This is a genomic window from Variovorax endophyticus, assembly GCF_025376855.1.
GTDB lineage: Bacteria > Pseudomonadota > Gammaproteobacteria > Burkholderiales > Burkholderiaceae_C > Variovorax.
Genome location: NZ_JAHUTH010000027.1, coordinates 23,730 through 41,791, shown reverse-complemented (window position 1 = coordinate 41,791; position 18,062 = coordinate 23,730). Strand labels below are relative to the sequence as shown.

The following is an 18,062-nucleotide window of genomic DNA, read 5'->3' as shown; positions in this document are numbered from 1 at the left end:
TCTGTTCGCGCATGGCCTTCACATGCCCATGCCGCCGTCCACCGCGATGCCGGCGCCGGTGATGAACCGGGCCGCGTCGGAGCAGAGGAAGACCACCACGTCGGCCATGTCGCCGACCTCGCCGAGCCGGCCGAGCGGCGTCTGGCCGATCACGTCGCCGACGGCCGCCTCCACGCTGGGCGCGAGGCCCGCGGCGACGATGTCGTTCGCGAGCTTCATGCCCATGTCGGTGGGCACCAGCCCCGGGTAGATGCAGTTGACGCGCACGCCGTAGCCCAGCTTGCCGGACTCCATCGCGGCCACGCGGGTCGCGCGGTCGACCGCCGACTTGGTGGCCGAATAGCCCGCGATGGCGGGAAAGGCGATGGTCGCGGCGACCGAGGCGATGTTGACCACCGCGCCGCCCGCGCCCGCGGCGCCGCCCGGGCGCATCGCGCGGAACGCGTGCTTCATGCCCAGCAGGGTGCCGGCCACGTTCACGTCGAGCATGCGGCGCAGGTCCTCGGCCTGCACGTCGACCACCAGCGACGTGATCTCGATGCCCGCGTTGTTGACCACGATGTCGAGCCCGCCGAGCTCCTTCACCGTGGTCTCGACGGCCGTGGCCCAGGCCGCGTCGTCGGTGACGTCGAGCGGCACGAAGCCCGCCTTCGCCCCGCCGGACGAGAGGCGCTGGGCGGTCGCCCGCCCCACGTCGGCGAGCACGTCGCCGATCATCACCGCCGCGCCGGCCTCGGTCAGCGCCTGCGCAATGCTGGCGCCGATGCCGCGCGCGCCACCCGTCACGAGCGCCTTGCGCCCCTTCAGATCGAACTGTCCCATCGCTTGTCTCCTGTGGTCTGGTTGTGAGATGGAGCGGCCATCCTAGAAATCGTCTTGACGAGTGTCAAGATTTTCTTTGACGACCGTCCAGATTTTTTAGAATGGCGCCCGGAACAGGCTGGAACGCCGTTTCGCACGGGCGTGCCATGCGTGCTATGGTTTGCAGATCAACGGACAACGAGAGCGGCTCGCGCATCGCGCGGCGCGGTGGAAATGACGACACGACAGCAGGAACAACCGTCGACGGCCCGGGTGCCGAAGGCCAGGGTCGACAAGTTCGAGGAGCGGCGCGCCGAGCTCGGCGAGGCCGCGCTGACCACGCTCGCCACGCTCGGCTACGCGCGCACCAGCCTGCGCGAGATCGCGCAGAACACCGAGTTCTCGCACGGCGTGCTGCACTACTACTTCACCGACAAGGTCGACCTGATCGTCTGCAGCGTGAAGCAGTACAAGGCGCGCTGCGTCAAGCGCTACGACCATGCGGTCGACAGCGCCACCACCTTCGACGAACTGACGGAGGGCTTCCTGCAGAGCCTGGCCGACACGCTGCGCGACGAGGGCCACATGCACCGCCTGTGGTACGACCTGCGCTCGCAGGCGCTGTTCGAGGCCGCCTTCCGCGACGACGTGACCGAGATCGACAGGAGCCTCGAGGCGATGATCTGGCGCATCATGGCCCGCTTCGAGGAGCTCGCGGGCGTGCCCACGGGCCTGCCGCCCGCCGCGGCCTATTCGCTGTTCGACGGCCTGTTCCAGCAGGGGTTGCTGCGCCACCTGTCGGGCGAGGCCGATGCGGCCGAGCGCATGAAGGACGACGTGCGCGCGGCGATCCTGCGCCTGTTCCCGCGGCCCGCCGAGCTCCGCAAGCCGGCTGTCGCGCGCAAGCGCCGCGCCTGACTCAGGCTTTCGTTTTCCTCGCGGCCTGCACGGCCCGCGCGCCGGCCCATTCGCCCGACGCGCACAGGCCCTGCATCACCTCGGCGATCAGCGCGCAGATGGCGCGCTTGGCGTTGCCGGTCGGCAGGTGCACCGAGACGCACAGCCCCAGCGTGCGGAACATCGCGCCGGAGGCGATGCGGTGCGCCGCGAGCCGCCCTTCGCTCACCTCGCGCTGCGCGAGCCCCAGCGGCATGATGGTCGGCCCGAGCCCCGCCTCGACCGCGGCCTTGAGCGTGTAGACCGAATTGATCTCGGCCGCCACGCGCGCGGCCGGCTGGCCCGCGGCCTCGAGCACCGCGTCGACCAGCCAGCGCGTGCAGTGCCCGTGCGCATTGGCGGGCCACACCAGCGGCCGCGCGGTCGCCTGCTCGATGCTCACCTCGCCCTCGGGCAGCGCATGCGGGCTCTGCGGCGATTCGAGGAACACGAAGTCCTCCTCCACCAGCGGCGTGAAGGCCACGTCCTCGGCCGGCATGGTCGGCGAGAACACGGCCACGTCGACCCGGCCGCGCGTGAGCTGGTCGGCCATGTTGCCCGTGAGCTCCTCGTTGAGGTGCAGCACCACGTCGGGATAGCGGCGCGCGGCCGCGCGCATCAGCGGCAGCGCGATCATCGGTGACACGCTCTGCGGCAGCGCCGCCACCACCGAACCCACCACCGAGTCGGCCGCCACGTGCACCGCCGCGCGCGCATCGCTGACCTGCTTGGTGATGCCTTGCGCGTATTCGTAGAACACCTTGCCGGCCTCGGTCATCGCCACGCCGTTGCGGCTGCGCAGCAGCAGCTGGGTGTCGAGCTCGGCCTCGAGTTCGGCCATCTGCTTGCTCAGCGCCGACTGCGCCACGTAGAGCTGCTGCGCGGCGCGCGAGAGGCTGCCGCAATCGACGATGGCAACGAAATACTTGAACTGGCGCAGTTCCATCGGCGGGGGTCTCCGGCCATTCGCCACAGGGTTGCGGGAACGGCCGGCCATTCTAGGCCGCGCGTTCGCGGCCCATGGGTCGGACAAGGCCTCAGTTCACGCAGTCGAAGCTCTTCGCATCCTTCGTGTCGCCCGCGCCCTTGTAGCGCGGGTACGCGGGGTACTTGCACATCGGCCGCGCGAGCGCGGTGGCGCCCGTGGCCGCGTCGAGCTTGCGTTGCACCAGGCCCTGGGCCGACGCGGGCACGCCCTGCTCGACCCAGGTCGCCATCGCCTTCAGCAGGTCGACCTTGTCGGCGCCCGGGCCGCCCGCGCAATGGCCCACGCCCGGCGCGAGGAACAGTTCGACGGTCTGGTCGGCCTTGGGCTGCCCCAGCTTGCCGACCACCTGGTCGTAGTAGCGCGAGGTGTCGCGCGCGCTCACCGAGGTGTCGTTGGTGCCGTTCCACAGGATCAGCTTCGCACCGCGCGCATGCAGCCGCTCCAGGTCGGGATCGGCCGCGCTGAACAGGCCGCCGACCACGCCCATGCGCGCGAGCCACTGGTCGGGGTTCCAGGCCAGCGTGTCGAAGGCCGGGTCCTGCGTGACGAACGAGCGCACGAAACCGTCCGAGAACATGCCCTGGATCGAGTTGCCGCCGAGCGCCGCCTGCGGCCAGATGTAGGAGCCCCAGCCATCGGCCGTGTTCTCGAGGCCGAAGTTGTAGCCCGGGTGCGACCAGGCGCCGTCCGAGGTGGCGACCGGCGAGGTGATGGTCTTCACCGTGGCGATCTGCGCGTCCGACAGGCAGGCATCGCCGGTGTCGGCGCCGCCCGCGCAGCGCAAGGGCGCAGGGTCGTAGTTGCAGGCCGCGGGCTTCGAGACGATGCCGTCGGCCACGCCGTCGAGCGCATCGCACTGCGCGAGCACCGCGTTGGCCAGCAGCGTCTGCTTGGCCGGGTTCAGCGTGTTGGCCGGCACGCGCACCTGCTTCGAAATGCGGTTGAACTGCACGAACAGGCCCATGATGTTGCCGGCCGGGGCGCGCGCCACGATGCCGTCGAAGTCGTCCGGGAAGCGCTGCGCGAGCATCAGCGCGTCGTGGCCGCCCATCGAGCAGCCCTCGAAGTAGCTGCGCGCGGGGCCGCTGCCGAAGAAGGCCGCGATCAGTTCCTTGCCCGGCGGCAGCGCGCGGTGCTCCGACTGCTGCGTGAAGTCGAGCAGCTTCGCGGGATCGGCCGCGAAGCGCGCCGCGAAGTAGCCGGCGTCGCGCACGCCGGGATAGTCGTAGCCGCCGTTGGTGCCGATCGTGGCGTAGCGCTCGCTGAAGATCGAGGCGCTGAACTGCGGATCGGCCGCGCTGGGCAGCGTGCCGTCGAAGCCACCACCGCCGATGAAGGCCAGCTTGCCGTTCCAGCCCGAGGTCGGCAGGCGCGCCTCGAAGCGCAGGCTCGAACCCTGGAAGCTCGCCGTGAGCACGCAGTATTCGGGCTGAACGCCGGTGGCGGCAACCAGCTTCGCATCGTCGACGCGCACCGCGCCTTCGGCGACGGATCGGCCCTTGAACGCGGGGCATTTCTCGGCCAACGACTGCGCGGGCGGCGGTGCCGCCGGCGGCGCGCTCGCCGGTGGCACCAGCGGCACGAAGCCGCTGCCACTGCCCCCGCCACCGCATCCCGCCATCAACGCTGCCGCGGCCATCGCGACCCATGTGTGCTTGTGCGAACGCTTCATCGTCTTGTCTCCTGTGTTGTCGTATTCGGGGGTACTCAGACCGAGGCGTGGTCCACGACCTTGCCGGGATTGAAGATGTCGTGCGGATCGAGCGCGCGCTTGATCGCGCGCATCAGCCCCACCGCCTGCGCGCCGTGCTCCTCGACCAGGTACTGCATCTTGTGCAGCCCCACGCCGTGCTCGCCGGTGGAGGTGCCGCCATGGCGCAGCGCGCGCTGCACCAGCCGGTGGCTGAAGGCCTCGGCGGCGGCGTTCTGCGCGGCATCGTCGGGGTCGACCAGCACCAGGCAATGGAAGTTACCGTCGCCCACATGGCCGAACACCGGCGCCAGCAGCCCATGCTCGGCGATGTCGGCCTGGGTCTCGTCGATGCACTGCGCGAGCGCCGACAGCGGCACGCAGGCATCGGTCGTGAGGCTGCGGCAGCCGGCCTGGAGCTGCAGGCAGGCGAAGTAGGCGTGGTGGCGCGGCGTCCACAGCCGCGAACGCTCTTCCTGCCGCAGCGCCCACTGGAAGGCACCGCCGCCATGGCCGGCCACGATCTCGCGCACCAGCTCGGCCTGTTCGTCGATCTGCGCCTTGCTCGCGCCGAACTCGAGGAACAGCGTCGGCTGCTCGGCCAGCGTGGTGCGGCTGTGGGCATTCACGGCGCGGATCGTGAGCGCGTCCAGCATCTCGGCGCGCGCGAGCGGCACGCCGAGCTGGATCGCCTCGATCACCACGTCGACCGCCGCGCGAACCGAGGGGAAATGCACCACCGCCGCCGCATGCGCCTCGGGATGCGGATGCAGCCGCACCGTGGCCTCGGTGATCAGCCCCAGCGTGCCTTCGGAACCGCAATAGAGCTGCGTGAGGTTGTAGCCGGCCGAGCTCTTGCGCGCCTGCGTCGCGGTGCGCACCACTTCGCCTTCGGCCGTCACCACCGTGAGGTTCACGAGGTTGTCGCGCATGGTGCCGTAGCGCACGGTGTTCGTGCCCGAGGCGGCGGTGGCGACCATGCCGCCGATCGAGGCGTCGGCGCCGGGGTCGACCGAGAAGAAGAAGCCGGTGTCGGCAAGCGCCGCGTTGAGCTGGCCGCGCGTCACACCGGCCTCGACCGTGGCCGTGAGGTCGCCGCCGCGGATCGCGAGCACGCGGTTCATGCGCGAGAAGTCGATGCACACGCCGCCCTGCACCGCGAGCAGGTGGCCTTCGACCGACGAGCCCACGCCGAAGCCGATCACCGGCACGCGCTCTCGTGCGCAGGCGCGCACCACGAAGGCGACCTCGTCGGTGCTCTGCACGAACACCACCGCGTCGGGCGGCTGCGGCGCATAGGCCGATTCGTCGGTGCCGTGCTGCAGCAGCACGGCCTGGCTGGTCGACAGGCGTTCCTCGAAACGCCGTTGCAGCAGCGCGAGCAGTTCGGCCGAGGGCGAACGACGCGCAGGGGAGATCACGACCGCATCCATGGGGTGGGACTTTCTGTGGGGAACCGGGAACGAAGCGCCGCGGGCGAACGCCGCGGCGCGAAAAAGACGAAGACTCAGCGCCGCGCGGCGGCCGGCTTGGCCAGCAGCACCAGCACCGCGCCCGCCACCAGCAGGCCCGCGAGCATGTGCAGGCCCGCGTCGGTGCTCTGCGTCGCGTCCTTGATCAGACCGATGAGGAAGGGCGCGCTGAAGCCCGAGAGGTTGCCGAAGGAGTTGATCAGCGCGATGCCCGCGGCGGCGGCCGCACCGCCCAGGAACGCCGTCGGCATGCCCCAGAAGATCGGCAGGGTCGACATGATGCCCATGGTGGCCAGCGTGAGCCCGGCCATCGCGAGCACCGCGTTGCCGTGGAAGGCCACGCTGAGCACCAGCCCGATCGCGCCCACGATCGCGGCCAGCGCGCTGTGCCAGCGGTACTCGAGCCGGCGGTCGGCGCTGCGCGCCATCAGGTACATCGCGATCACGCCGAAGGTCCACGGGATGGCGCTCAAGAGGCCGATGTCGAGCGCGCCCTTCACGCCGATCGCCTTGATGATGCTCGGCAGCCAGAACGAGATGCCGTACAGGCCCGAGGTGTAGGCGAAGTACACCAGCGCCAGCAGCCAGACGCGGCCGTTGCCCAGCACCTCGAGGATGCGCGGCTCGGCCTTGCCCTGGTTCTCGGCCGCGATGTCGCGCGCGATCAGCTCGCGCTCGACGGTACTGAGCCATTGCGCGTCCTTCACGCGGTCGTCGAGGTAGCGCCACACGACCAGACCCAGTGCCACGGTCGGCAGTCCCTGCAGCAGAAAGAGCCACTGCCAGCCGGCCCAGCCGTTGACGCCGCCCATGCCCTGCAGGATCCAGCCCGAGATCGGGCCGCCGAGGATGCCCGCGAACGGGATCGCCGCGAGGAACAGCGAGGTCGCCTTGCTGCGCCGCGCGGCCGGGTACCAGTAGGTCAGGTACAGGATGATCCCGGGGAAGAAGCCCGCCTCGGCCGCGCCCAGCAGGAAGCGGATCACGTAGAAGGACATCGGCGAGCTCACGAACATGGTGCCGGCCGACAGCAGGCCCCAGGTGATCATGATCCGCGCGATCCAGCGGCGCGCGCCCACGCGGTGCAGCACCACGTTGCTCGGCACCTCGAACAGGAAGTAGCCGATGAAGAAGATGCCCGCGCCCAGGCCGTACACCGCCTCGCTGAACTGCAGGTCGCCCTGCATCTGCAGCTTGGCGAAGCCGACGTTGACGCGGTCGAGGTAGGCCACGATGTAGCAGACGAAGAGCAGCGGGATGAGCCGCCAGCCGACCTTGCGGTAGACGGCATCGGCGCCGCCGTCCTCTTGCGCCGCCGCTGCCCGGGGCCGTGTGATCGCGCTCGTGTTCATGGAGTGGGTGTCTCGCTGTGCTGGTAATTCGGTGCGCCGATGGTCGCGGCGGCACGCGAAGGCGCCGCAGCGGGTTTACGCGCAAGATTCATATGGATTGAAGATCGGCGCATCTCCGATCGAGATGCTCGCCATGCCCCCATGGCGCGCCGGGCGGCATGCGCATGCGATCATTTCCTTCGTCTCATCCTGCCGCCATGCCCTCCTTCAACCGCGCCTACCAGCAGACCCTCCAGGCCGGCCGACTCACGCTCGGCCTCATGACACCGATCGCGCGCCCCGACGACGCGATGGCCGAGCTCGCCGTCGAGCGCGATCTCGCGCAGCGTGCCGACGCACTGGGCTTCGCGGCGCTGTGGACGCGCGACGTGCCGGTGCTCGCGCCGCAGGGCGAGCGGATGATGCCGACGGCCCCGCTCGACGAGCCCTTCCTCTGGCTCGCCACGCTGGCCGCGGCCACGCAGCGCATCGCGCTCGGCACGGCCGCCGCGGTGCTGCCGCTGCGCCAGCCGCTGCACCTGGCCAAGGCCGCGCTGTCGCTGAACCGGCTGTCGGGCGAGCGCTTCATCCTCGGGCTCGGCTCGGGCGACCGCGAGGCCGAGTTCGCGATCTTCGGCGAGGACATCGCGCGGCGCGCCGAGACCTTCCGCGAGCGCTGGACGCTGGTGCGCTCGGCCCTCGCGCCGCTGGCTGCCGAGCGCGCCGTGCTGCGCGAGGCTACGGCGGGCCACGAGCTGATGGCGGCGCCGGCCGAACGCATCGGCATGGTGGTGGTGGGGTCGGCGCGGCAGTCGCTGCAATGGACCGCGGCCCATGCCGACGGCTGGGCCACCTACCACCGCGACGAGGCGCGGCAGCAGGGCCGCATCGGCCTGTGGCAGACCGCGCTGCGCGAGCGCGCGGGTGGCGAGGCCAAGCCCTTCATCCAGTCGCTGCAGCTCGAATTGCTCGAGCGCGCCGATGCGCCGGCCGAGCCGATCGAACTGGGGCTGCGCACCGGGCGCGACGCGCTGGTGGCCTACCTCGACCGGCTGGAAGATGCGGGCGTGGCCCACGTGCTGATGAATATCGCGCGTGGACCGCGCGACGCGCGCGAGATCGTGGAGGAACTCGGGCGCGAGGTGCTGCCGCGTCTGAAGAGCGCAGCGGCCTGAACCTCAGTTCGCGCTCAACGCCATCAGCATCCGCGACAGCAGGTACAGCCGCGGCACGATGCTCTCGACCTCGGCGTACTCCTCGGGCGTGTGGATGCCGCCGCCCACGATGCCGAAGCCGTCGAGCACCGGCACGCCGACGCCGGCCACCAGGCTCGCATCGGCCGCGCCGCCGCTGCTCTCGATGGTGAGCTTCTTGCCGATCTCGGCATAGATGCCCTCGGCAGTCGCCACCAGCTTGTCGGAAGCGGGCGAACGCGGCATCGGCGGCAGGCCACGGATCAGGCGCACCTTGACCTCGGTGTCGGGGATCAGCTTGTTCTGCGAGATGCGCTGCAGGTCCTTCTCGACGCGATCGAGCTCCTCGGGCGTGGCGGCGCGCACGTCGCCGCGCGCGCTCGCGGTGGCGGGGATCACGTTGGTCGGGCCGTTGGCGGTCAGCACCGTGAAGTTGACGGTGGTCTTCTTCGCGGCATCGGCGGTCTTCGACAGCTGCAGCACCTGGTGCGCCACCTCCATCGCGGCATTGCGGCCGGCCTCGGGCGCCACGCCCGCATGCGCGGCCAGGCCCTTGACCTCGATCAGCGCGGTGGCCGAGCCCTTGCGCTCCACCACCAGGCCGTCGGCCGGACGGCCCGGCTCGAGGTTCAGCGCCACGTCGTGCTGCTTCGCCACGCGCTCGATCAGCGCGCTGGTGCCGACCGAGCCGGTCTCCTCGTTGGTGTCGATCAGGAAGGTGAGCTGGCCGTAGTCCTTGAAGCCCAGCTGCTGCAGGATCTTCAGCGCCTGCAGGCCTGCGACCACGCCGCCCTTGTTGTCCATCACGCCCGGGCCGTAGGCGCGGCCGTCCTTCACGTAGAAGGGCTTGGCGGCGGCGGTGCCGTCCTTGAACACGGTATCGATGTGGGCCAGGATCAGGATCTTCTTCTTGCCGGTGCCGGTGAAGGTCGCGACCACGTTGCTGCCCGGATGCGGCTCGGCCGGGAAGGTCTCGATGCGCGCGCCGAGCTGGCGCAGTTCGTCCACCACCAGCGTGCGGACCTTCTCGAGGCCCTCGGCATTGGTCGAGCCCGAGTCGATGTTGACCAGGCGCTCGAGCAGCTTGAGCGTCTCTTCCTTCTTCTGCGTGGCGGCGTCGAGCACGGCCTGGTTCGGCTGCTGCGCCGAGGCGGCACCCGCGAACGCGAGCGCGCAGGCCAGCGCGATGGCCGGGGTGCGAAGGAAGGGGAAGGCGAAAGTCTTCATAAGTCTTGTTGTCCGTTCTTTGACGATGGCTGGTGGCTCCGCGAGGAGGCGCGGCACTCCCTTGCGCCGCGCGGGCGCAGCCTATCGCCGGGATCGCGCGCGGGTCAAGCGCGGTTCAGCATTCCTTCGCCGCGACATGGCCCAGCACCTCGCTGGTGGCCGCCGCCTCGCGCAGCACCGCGGTCGCGATCTCGCCATCGGCCGAGGGATCGAAGCCGCCGCTCGCGCCCAGCGCGGTGATGACCGCGCACACGCGCCCCGTGAAGTCGTAGACCGGCGCCGCCACCGCGCTGATGCCGCGCAGGTAGGTGTCGCGCACCACCGCGCAGCGCAGCGCGCGCACCTCGGCGCGCAGGGCCTCGATCGGCTGCTTCGCGTCGAGCTGCGCGCGCATCTCGCGCGGCGCCGCGGCGAGCTCCTGCTCGGCCAGCTCGCGCACGCGCCGCTCGTTGAGCAGGCCGAGGAAGGCGCGGCCCGTGGCCGACCACAGCATCGACATCACCGAGCCCGCGCGCACGTTGACCGTGACCGGCAGGCCCGGCTCCTCGAAGCGCATCACGGTCGGGCCCTTGTTGCCCATCACGGCGACGAAGCAGGTGACCTCGAGCCCTTCGCGCAGCCGCACCAGCGCGGGCTCGGCCGCGCGCACCGGGTCGGACTGGCGCATCGCGGCCAGCCCGATGTTGATGGCTTCGGGGCCGAGCCGGTAGCGCTGCGAATCGACGTCCTGCGCCACCAGCCCTTCCTGCACCAGGCTCGCGAGATAGCGGTGCACCTTGGCCGGGCTCTCGCCCACGTGCGCCGCGAGGCCCGACAGGCCCGCGTTGCCGCCCATGCGCGCCAGGCCCTTGAGCACCGCCATGCCGGTCTCGGCCGACTGCACGCGCTGGCGCCGCTCGCGCGGCGCGGGCGTGGCGGGCAGCTTGGCGGCGGCGGCGGGCGCTTTCTTCTTCGGGGTGGAAGCCATGTGCTGATCGTCTCGTTCTCGAAAAAAGTGGGGGCACCCGATGGTAAGTACGGTGGCACCAGGGCTTGCCTCGCGATTTACGCTATGCGTACAATCATTACGCAAAACTCGCCGTCGCGGATTTTGACCCCGGATTGCGCTTCCCAGAACCCTAGAAACCAGGAGACACGATGAAGAAGTTCCTGGCCGGCTGCCTGCTGGCCCTCCCCGCGCTCGCCGTCACGAGCACCGCCTTCGCCCAGGCCGCTGCCTACCCCGCCAAACCCATCCGCTGGCTCGTGCCCTACGCCGCGGGCGGCGGTTCCGACTTCCTCGCGCGCACCATCGGCCAGACGCTGTCGACGCAGGCCGGCCAGCCGGTGCTGGTGGACAACAAGCCCGGCGGCAACACCGCCATCGCGGCCGCGGAGACCGCGCGCTCGGCGGCCGACGGCTACACCGTGCTGTCGGCCGACAACGGCACCATGGTGTTCAACCCCTCGCTCTACAAGTCGCTGTCGTACAGCCCCACCAAGGACCTCGCGCCGGTCACGCTGATGGGCCGCTTCCCGATGATCCTGGTGGTCAATCCGGCCAGCGGCATCGCCGACGCCAAGACCTTCATCGCCCAGGCCAAGGCCAAGCCCGGCAGCTTCTCGTACGCATCGGCCGGCGCGGGCAGCCCGCACCACCTGGCGATGGAACTGCTCAAGACCGAAGCCGGCCTGTTCATGGTGCACGTGCCCTACCGCGGCGCGGCACCGGCCCTCACCGACGTGGCCGGCGGCCAGGTGCAGGCCATGATGGTCGACCTCGCCGCGGGCGCGGGCTTCATCAAGGGCGGCAAGGTCAAGGCCATCGCCGTGGCCAACGCCACGCGGCTGCCGCAGCTGCCCGACGTGCCCACCTTCGCCGAGCTCGGCCACAAGGGCGTGGAAGCCGCCGCGCTGGTCGGCATGGTGGTGCCCGCCGCCACGCCGCCCGAGGTGGTGAACGCGCTCAACAAGCGCGTGGTCGCGGCCATCAACGAACCCACGGTGCGCAAGCGCCTCGAGGACTTCGGCGTCGAACCCGTGGGCAACACGCCCGCGCAGTTCGGCGAACTGCTGCGCAGCGAGACCGTGCGCTGGCAGAAGCTGATCCGCGACCTGAAGATCACCCTGGACTGACGCGCCGCGCGGAAGGAGCCTTCTCGATGTCCACCGTTTCCGAAGCCGCCGCCGCGCGCACCGGGGGTTGCCCCGTGGCGCACGGCGACCTGTCCGCCGAACGCTCGCCCACCGGCTGCCCGGTGAGCCGGCGCGCCGCCGACTTCGATCCCTTCGAGGACGGCTACCAGCAGGACCCGCCCGAATACGTGCGCTGGGCGCGCGAGCAGGAGCCGGTGTTCTACAGCCCGAAGCTCGGCTACTGGGTGGTCACGCGCTTCGAGGACATCAAGGCGATCTTCCGCGACAACCTCACCTTCAGCCCCTCGATCGCGCTCGAGAAGATCACGCCCACCGGTCCCGAGGCCAACGCGGTGCTCGCGAGCTACGGCTTCGCGCTCAACCGCACGCTGGTCAACGAGGACGAGCCGGCCCACATGCCGCGGCGCCGCGTGCTGATGGACCCGTTCACGCCCGAGGCGCTCAAGCACCACGAGCCGATGGTGCGCCAGCTCGCGCGCGAGTACGTCGACCGCTTCATCGACGACGGCCGCGCCGACCTGGTCGACCAGATGCTGTGGGAGGTGCCGCTGACCGTGGCCCTGCACTTCCTCGGCGTGCCCGAGGAGGACATGGACACGCTGCGCCAGTACTCGATCGCCCACACCGTCAACACCTGGGGCCGCCCCAAGCCCGAGGAGCAGGTGGCGGTGGCGCATGCGGTCGGCAACTTCTGGCAGTTCGCGGGCAAGGTGCTCGACAAGATGCGCCTGAACCCCGACGCGCCGGGCTGGATGCCCTACGGCCTGCGCAAGCAGAAGGAGCATCCCGAGGTCGTGACCGACTCCTACCTGCACTCGATGATGATGGCCGGCATCGTGGCCGCGCACGAGACCACCGCCAACGCCACGGCCAATGCGATGAAGCTGCTGCTGCAGCATCCGCAGGCCTGGCGCGATATCTGCGAGGACCCGGGCCTGATCTCGAGCGCGGTGGAGGAATGCCTGCGCCACAACGGCTCGGTCGCGGCCTGGCGCCGTCTCGCGACCAGGGACGTGCAGGTCGGCGGCATCGACATTCCCGCCGGCTCGAAGCTCCTGATCGTCACCTCCTCGGCCAACCACGACGAGGCGCATTTCGCCGATGCCGACCTGTTCGACATCCGGCGCGACAACGCCAGCGACCACCTGACCTTCGGCTACGGTTCGCACCAGTGCATGGGCAAGAACCTCGCGCGCATGGAGATGCAGATCTTCCTCGAGGAGTTCACGCGCCGCCTGCCGCACATGAAGCTGGCCGAGCAGCAGTTCAGCTACGTGCCCAACACCTCGTTCCGCGGCCCCGAGCACCTGTGGGTCGAATGGGACCCGTCCCGGAACCCCGAGCGTCGCGATGCCGCGCTGCTGCAGCAGCAGGTGCCCGTGCGCATCGGCGAGCCCTCGAAGCATGCGATCTCGCGCCAGATGGTGGTGCAGACCGTGACCCCGGTCGCCGAGGGCGTGGTGAAGCTGCGCCTCGCCACGCCCGACGGCCGCCCCGTGCCGCGCTGGACGCCGGGTTCGCACATCGACATCGAATGCGGCTCGCCCGAGCGCTCGCGCCAGTACTCGCTGTGCGGCGACCCGGCCGAGGCCGACGTGCTCGAGATCGCGGTGCTGCGCGAGGAAGAAGGCCGCGGCGGCTCGGCCTGGGTGCATGCCAACGTGCGCCCCGGCGACAAGCTCAAGGTGCGCGGCCCGCGCAACCACTTCCACCTCGACGAGAGCCGCCAGCGGCTGATCCTGATCGCCGGCGGCATCGGCATCACGCCCATCGCCGCGATGGCGCGCCGCGCCAAGGCCCTGGGCCTGGCCTACGAGATCCACTACAGCGGCCGCAGCCGCGCGCGCATGGCCTTCGTCGACGAGCTGGCGGCGCTGCATGGCGAGCGCCTGCACGTCTACGCGAAGGAGGAAGGCCGGCGCTGCGACCTCGCCGCCCTGCTCGCCACGCCGCGCGAAGGCACCCAGGTCTATGCCTGCGGCCCCGCGCGCATGCTCGACGCCCTCGAGGCCTGCTGCGCCGCCTGGCCCGAGGATTCGCTGCGCGTGGAGCACTTCGAATCGAAGCTCGGCACGCTCGATCCGTCGAAGGAGCATGCCTTCGAGGTCGAGCTCAAGGACTCGGGCATCGTCGTGCCCGTGCCCGCCGACCGCACCGTGCTCGACGCACTGCGCGCCGCCAACATCGACGTGCAGAGCGACTGCGAGGAAGGCCTGTGCGGCTCATGCGAAGTGCGCGTGCTGGCCGGCAGGGTCGACCACCGCGACGTGGTGCTGACGCGCTCGGAGCGGGAGGCGAATGGACGGATGATGACTTGCTGCTCGCGGGCTTGTGCGGGGGAGCGGTTGGTGTTGGAGCTTTGACCGAGGATCGATAGTTCTCAGGCTCTAGGACCTTGCCGACGGGCCTTTACAGGACACTTGTCAAAAGCTCCGGAGCTTTTGTCATTGAACTGTCGTTGTAGTTCGATCCATCTTCCGCTACCGTCCCCGGCACAAGAATGTGCAGGGAGTGAAAAGTGGGAGAACTGGGCCAAACGGGTGCCAGATCGGCATCGGCCGTGGACAGCGCGGCCATATCCAGCATGGAGGATGAGGTGCGATCCGAGGCATCGCCGTCTCTGGCGATGCTGTGCACGCTCGCGCGCTTCCACCAGATCGCAGCAGACCCTGCCCTGCTGGCCCACCAACTGGGCCTGGCCTCTTCGGAAGCCGTCGACACCGCAACACTGTTGCGTGCCGCCCGCCACCTGGGCCTGAAGGCCAAATCCAGCCGCAGCGGCATCGAGCGCCTGGCCCACACGCCCCTGCCCGCCCTTGCAGCACTGCGTGATCCCGACGGCAGCGAACGCTTCGTCATCCTCGCCCAGTGCGACGGCCAGCGCGTCCTGCTGCAAGACCCGGCCTCGCCAGATCCGACACGTGCAGCGCGCCCCGTCATCGAACCCCTGGAAGTCTTCGCCACCCACTGGAGCGGCGAACTCATCCTCGTCACCAGCCGCGCCAGCCTCGTGGGCGAGCTCGCCAAATTCGACTTCTCCTGGTTCATCCCCAGCCTGGTGAAGCACCGGCGCCTGCTGGGCGAGGTGCTGTTCATCTCCTTCATGCTGCAGCTGTTCGCGCTGGTCAGCCCGCTGTTCTTCCAGGTCGTGATGGACAAGGTGCTCGTGCACCGCGGCCTCACCACGCTGGACGTGCTGGTCGTGGGCCTGGTGGTGGTGGTCATCTTCGAGTCGCTGCTCAACGGCCTGCGCAGCTACGTCTTCAGTCACACCACCAGCCGCATCGACGTGGAACTGGGCGCGCGGCTGTTCCGCCACCTCGTGCAACTGCCCCTGGCCTACTTCCAGGCCCGGCGCGTGGGCGACTCCGTGGCGCGCGTGCGCGAGCTCGAGAACATCCGCAGCTTCCTCACCGGCAACGCCCTGACCGTGCTGCTGGACGTCGTGTTCTCGGTCGTCTTCGTGGCCATCATGCTGTTCTACAGCGTGCCGCTCACGCTGATCGTGCTGGTGAGCCTGCCGCTGTACTTCGGCCTGAGCCTGGCGGTGGTGCCGATCCTGCGCCGGCGCCTGGACGAGAAGTTCGCGCGCGGCGCGGAGAACCAGGCCATGCTGGTGGAGACCGTGGGCGCCATCCAGACGGTCAAGGCCACCGCGCTGGAGCCGGCCTTCGCGCGGCGCTGGGACAACCAGCTCGCCGCCTACGTCAGCGCGAGCTTCCGCACCCAGAACCTCGCGAGCTGGGCCCACGAGGGCGTGAACCTGATCGGCAAGCTGGTCAATGCCGCCACCCTCTGGTACGGCGCCCACCTCGTGATGAACAACGACGCCACCGGTGCAGGTCTCACCGTGGGCCAGTTCGTCGCCTTCAACATGTTCGCCCAGCGCGTGTCGCAGCCCATCATGCGCATGGCGCAGCTGTGGACCGACTTCCAGCAGACCGGCATCTCCATGGCCCGGCTGGGGGACATCCTCAACACCCGCACCGAGGTGCCGCCGAGCACCGCGGCCCAACTGCCCGCGCTCAAGGGCCGCGTCACGCTGGAGGGGCTGACCTTCCGCTACCGCCCCGAGGCCCCGCCCGTGCTGCACGGCGTGAGCCTGGACGTGCGCCCGGGCGAAGTCATCGGCATCGTCGGGCGCTCGGGCTCGGGCAAGAGCACGCTGACCAAGCTCGTCCAGCGGCTGTACACGCCCGAGCAGGGGCGACTGCTGGTCGACGGCATCGACATCGGCCTGATCGACGCGGCGCAGCTACGCCGGCAGGTGGGCGTGGTGCTGCAGGAGAACACCCTGTTCAACCGCAGCGTGCGCGAGAACATCGCGATCGCCGACCCGGCCGCACCGCTGGAGGCGGTGCTGCATGCGGCGCGACTGGCGGGTGCGCACGAATTCATCAGTGAGCTGCCCGAAGGCTACGACACCGTGGTGGGTGAACAGGGCGCGAGCCTGTCGGGCGGCCAGCGCCAGCGCATCGCCATCGCGCGGGCGCTGTTCACGCAACCGCGCATCCTGATCTTCGACGAGGCCACCAGCGCGCTGGATTACGAGAGCGAGGCCATCGTGCAGCGCAACATGGCGCACATCTGCAAGGGGCGCACGGTCTTCATCATCGCCCACCGCCTGAGCGCCGTGCGCCATGCCGACCGGATCATCGTGATGGAGAAGGGGCGCATCGTGGAGGGCGGCACGCACGAGGCGCTGCTGAATCGGCCCAAGGGGATCTATGCCTACCTGTGGAACATGCAGGGTGGTGGGCACATGGAGGGCAGCAAGCCCGCGGGCATGGAGGTGCCGGCATGACCTCCTCCGTCCAGCGTACCGACGCGGCAAACCAGCCGAGCGTGCGCCATCCGGTGGTCGAGCTGCTCGGGCGTTATGGCGCAGTCTTCCAGGCCGCCTGGCGCCATCGCCATGAACTGGCCGGCCCGAAGCGCCTGAGCGACGAAGCCGCCTTCCTGCCGGCGGCGCTGAGCCTGCAGGACACGCCCGTGCACCCCGCACCGAGGCGACTGGCCTTCGCGCTGATCGCACTGTTCCTGATCGCGCTGGTGTGGTCCATCGTCGGGCAGGTGGACATCGTGGCGGTGGCGCCGGGCAAGATCGTGGTGAGCGAGCGCACCAAGCTGATCCAGCCGCTGGAGGTCAGCGTGGTCAAGCGGGTGCTGGTGAAGGATGGGGACCATGTGGAAGCCGGGCAGGCTTTGGTCGAGCTCGATCCGACCAGCGCCAATGCAGACAAGACCAGCATCGACGAACAGCTGAAGTCGGCGCAGTCGGAGGTGCTAAGAACACGGGCCTTGCTGCAGGCGCTCAATGCCTCATCCCCCCGCACTCCCGAGCTGGGCACGAACCTGCCGGCGTGGAGCGAGGTGGACGTCGCCGCGGCAAAGCTCCAGCTGAGCGACGAATGGAGCGACATCACCGCCAAGCTCGCGAAGGCGGCGGCCGAGCTGCAGCGCCGCCAGGCCGAGATCGCCACCGTGCGCGAGATGGTGGCCAAGCTCGAGACCACGTTGCCGATTGCGAAGCAGAGAGAGGCCGACTTCCATCAGCTGGCCAACCAGGGCTTCATGTCCAGCCATGCGAACCAGGACCGCACGCGCGAGCGCATCGAGCTGGAGCGCGACCTCGCCACCCAGCGCGCGCGGCTGGCCGAGGCGAACGCGACGCTGCGCGAGAGCGAGAACACCAGGGCCTCCTACATCGCCGAGACCCGCAATGCACTGCGCACCAGGGAAGCCGCGGCCGAGCTCAAGCGCCAGCAGGGCACGCAGGAACTCGCCAAGGCGGGGCAACGAGAGCGCCTGACGACCTTGAAGGCGCCGGTGGCCGGCACGGTGCAGCAGCTGGTGACGCACACCGAGGGTGGCGTGGTGACCGAGGCGCAGCCGCTGATGGTGATCGTGCCGCACGACGCGCAGGTCACGGCCGAGGTGACGCTGGAGAACAAGGACATCGGCTTCGTGAGCCCGACGCAGGAAGCGCGCATCAAGCTGGAGACCTTCCCGTACACGCGTTACGGAACGGTGGATGCGACGGTGAAGACGGTGACGGCCGATGCGGTCAACGACGAGAAGCGCGGGGCGATCTTCCCGGTGACGCTGAACCTCAACGCCACCAGCATCGATGTGGATGGCAAGCCGATCAAGCTCTCTCCGGGGATGAATCTGACGGCGGAGATCAAGACGGGGAAGAGGCGGGTTATTGAGTTCCTGCTCAGTCCGGTGGAGAAAGCGACTAGCGAGAGCTTGCGGGAAAGATAGCAAAGTGAAAAACATCCGAAC

The 18,062-nt window shown here is 69.7% G+C and carries 13 protein-coding genes; 6 read left to right on the top strand and 7 right to left on the bottom strand.

The features are described from left to right. Positions 1-18 precede the first annotated feature (18 nt). A complete protein-coding gene (locus KV106_RS29290) occupies positions 19-822 on the bottom strand; it encodes an SDR family NAD(P)-dependent oxidoreductase (RefSeq protein WP_261214381.1) in 804 nt (267 codons plus the stop codon). A gap of 213 nt (positions 823-1,035) precedes the next feature. Here KV106_RS29290 and KV106_RS29285 point away from each other — a divergent pair, with 213 nt between their 5' ends. Continuing rightward, positions 1,036-1,719, top strand: a complete 684-nt coding sequence (locus KV106_RS29285) for a TetR/AcrR family transcriptional regulator (RefSeq protein ID WP_261214379.1) — start codon at positions 1,036-1,038, stop codon at positions 1,717-1,719. A gap of 1 nt (position 1,720) precedes the next feature. Here KV106_RS29285 and KV106_RS29280 read toward each other — a convergent pair whose 3' ends face one another. From KV106_RS29280 to KV106_RS29265, 4 genes are all read right to left on the bottom strand, one after another. After that, complete coding sequence (locus KV106_RS29280; RefSeq protein WP_057596299.1) at positions 1,721-2,683, bottom strand: LysR substrate-binding domain-containing protein; 963 nt, start codon at positions 2,681-2,683, stop codon at positions 1,721-1,723. Between the two features lie 91 nt (positions 2,684-2,774). Next, positions 2,775-4,397: a tannase/feruloyl esterase family alpha/beta hydrolase gene (locus tag KV106_RS29275; RefSeq protein WP_261214377.1), complete on the bottom strand. Its 1,623-nt coding sequence runs from the start codon at positions 4,395-4,397 to the stop codon at positions 2,775-2,777. Positions 4,398-4,432: 35 nt separating this feature from the next. After that, on the bottom strand, positions 4,433-5,848 hold the full coding sequence (locus tag KV106_RS29270) for an FAD-binding oxidoreductase (RefSeq protein WP_261214375.1): 1,416 nt from the start codon (positions 5,846-5,848) through the stop codon (positions 4,433-4,435). A gap of 74 nt (positions 5,849-5,922) precedes the next feature. Further along, on the bottom strand, positions 5,923-7,239 hold the full coding sequence (locus KV106_RS29265; RefSeq protein ID WP_261214374.1) for an MFS transporter: 1,317 nt from the start codon (positions 7,237-7,239) through the stop codon (positions 5,923-5,925). Between the two features lie 197 nt (positions 7,240-7,436). On the opposite strand from KV106_RS29265, the gene KV106_RS29260 reads away from it, so the two are divergent. Next, positions 7,437-8,393: a TIGR03571 family LLM class oxidoreductase gene (locus KV106_RS29260; protein ID WP_261214360.1), complete on the top strand. Its 957-nt coding sequence runs from the start codon at positions 7,437-7,439 to the stop codon at positions 8,391-8,393. 3 nt (positions 8,394-8,396) lie between these two features. Here KV106_RS29260 and KV106_RS29255 read toward each other — a convergent pair whose 3' ends face one another. Beyond that, positions 8,397-9,638 (bottom strand): glutamate carboxypeptidase, encoded by a 1,242-nt coding sequence (locus tag KV106_RS29255; RefSeq protein WP_261214358.1) that lies wholly within the window; start codon positions 9,636-9,638, stop codon positions 8,397-8,399. A 115-nt stretch (positions 9,639-9,753) separates the two neighbouring features. Continuing rightward, complete coding sequence (locus KV106_RS29250; RefSeq protein ID WP_261214349.1) at positions 9,754-10,605, bottom strand: IclR family transcriptional regulator; 852 nt, start codon at positions 10,603-10,605, stop codon at positions 9,754-9,756. A gap of 170 nt (positions 10,606-10,775) precedes the next feature. Here KV106_RS29250 and KV106_RS29245 point away from each other — a divergent pair, with 170 nt between their 5' ends. From KV106_RS29245 to KV106_RS29230, 4 genes are all read left to right on the top strand, one after another. Then, positions 10,776-11,753, top strand: coding sequence for a Bug family tripartite tricarboxylate transporter substrate binding protein (locus KV106_RS29245; RefSeq protein WP_093340161.1), 978 nt, complete (start codon positions 10,776-10,778; stop codon positions 11,751-11,753). A 26-nt stretch (positions 11,754-11,779) separates the two neighbouring features. Then, positions 11,780-14,137, top strand: a complete 2,358-nt coding sequence (locus KV106_RS29240) for a cytochrome P450/oxidoreductase (RefSeq protein WP_261214346.1) — start codon at positions 11,780-11,782, stop codon at positions 14,135-14,137. A gap of 221 nt (positions 14,138-14,358) precedes the next feature. Further along, positions 14,359-16,578, top strand: a complete 2,220-nt coding sequence (locus KV106_RS29235) for a type I secretion system permease/ATPase (RefSeq protein ID WP_261214344.1) — start codon at positions 14,359-14,361, stop codon at positions 16,576-16,578. Beyond that, a complete protein-coding gene (locus tag KV106_RS29230; protein WP_261214342.1) occupies positions 16,575-18,041 on the top strand; it encodes an HlyD family type I secretion periplasmic adaptor subunit in 1,467 nt (488 codons plus the stop codon). Before KV106_RS29235 ends, KV106_RS29230 begins: the two co-directional genes overlap by 4 nt. The last annotated feature ends 21 nt before the right edge of the window (positions 18,042-18,062 follow it).

Bases quoted from the DNA above. Each gene is read 5' to 3' on its own strand.
- KV106_RS29245 (WP_093340161.1), top strand. From the start codon at position 10,776: ATGAAGAAGTTCCTGGCCGGCTGCCTGCTGGCCCTCCCCGCGCTCGCC.
- KV106_RS29230 (WP_261214342.1), top strand. From the start codon at position 16,575: ATGACCTCCTCCGTCCAGCGTACCGACGCGGCAAACCAGCCGAGCGTG.
- KV106_RS29265 (WP_261214374.1), bottom strand. From the start codon at position 7,239: ATGAACACGAGCGCGATCACACGGCCCCGGGCAGCGGCGGCGCAAGAG.
- KV106_RS29240 (WP_261214346.1), top strand. From the start codon at position 11,780: ATGTCCACCGTTTCCGAAGCCGCCGCCGCGCGCACCGGGGGTTGCCCC.
- KV106_RS29280 (WP_057596299.1), bottom strand. From the start codon at position 2,683: ATGGAACTGCGCCAGTTCAAGTATTTCGTTGCCATCGTCGATTGCGGC.
- KV106_RS29255 (WP_261214358.1), bottom strand. From the start codon at position 9,638: ATGAAGACTTTCGCCTTCCCCTTCCTTCGCACCCCGGCCATCGCGCTG.
- KV106_RS29270 (WP_261214375.1), bottom strand. From the start codon at position 5,848: ATGGATGCGGTCGTGATCTCCCCTGCGCGTCGTTCGCCCTCGGCCGAA.
- KV106_RS29235 (WP_261214344.1), top strand. From the start codon at position 14,359: ATGGAGGATGAGGTGCGATCCGAGGCATCGCCGTCTCTGGCGATGCTG.
- KV106_RS29250 (WP_261214349.1), bottom strand. From the start codon at position 10,605: ATGGCTTCCACCCCGAAGAAGAAAGCGCCCGCCGCCGCCGCCAAGCTG.
- KV106_RS29290 (WP_261214381.1), bottom strand. From the start codon at position 822: ATGGGACAGTTCGATCTGAAGGGGCGCAAGGCGCTCGTGACGGGTGGC.
- KV106_RS29275 (WP_261214377.1), bottom strand. From the start codon at position 4,397: ATGAAGCGTTCGCACAAGCACACATGGGTCGCGATGGCCGCGGCAGCG.
- KV106_RS29260 (WP_261214360.1), top strand. From the start codon at position 7,437: ATGCCCTCCTTCAACCGCGCCTACCAGCAGACCCTCCAGGCCGGCCGA.
- KV106_RS29285 (WP_261214379.1), top strand. From the start codon at position 1,036: ATGACGACACGACAGCAGGAACAACCGTCGACGGCCCGGGTGCCGAAG.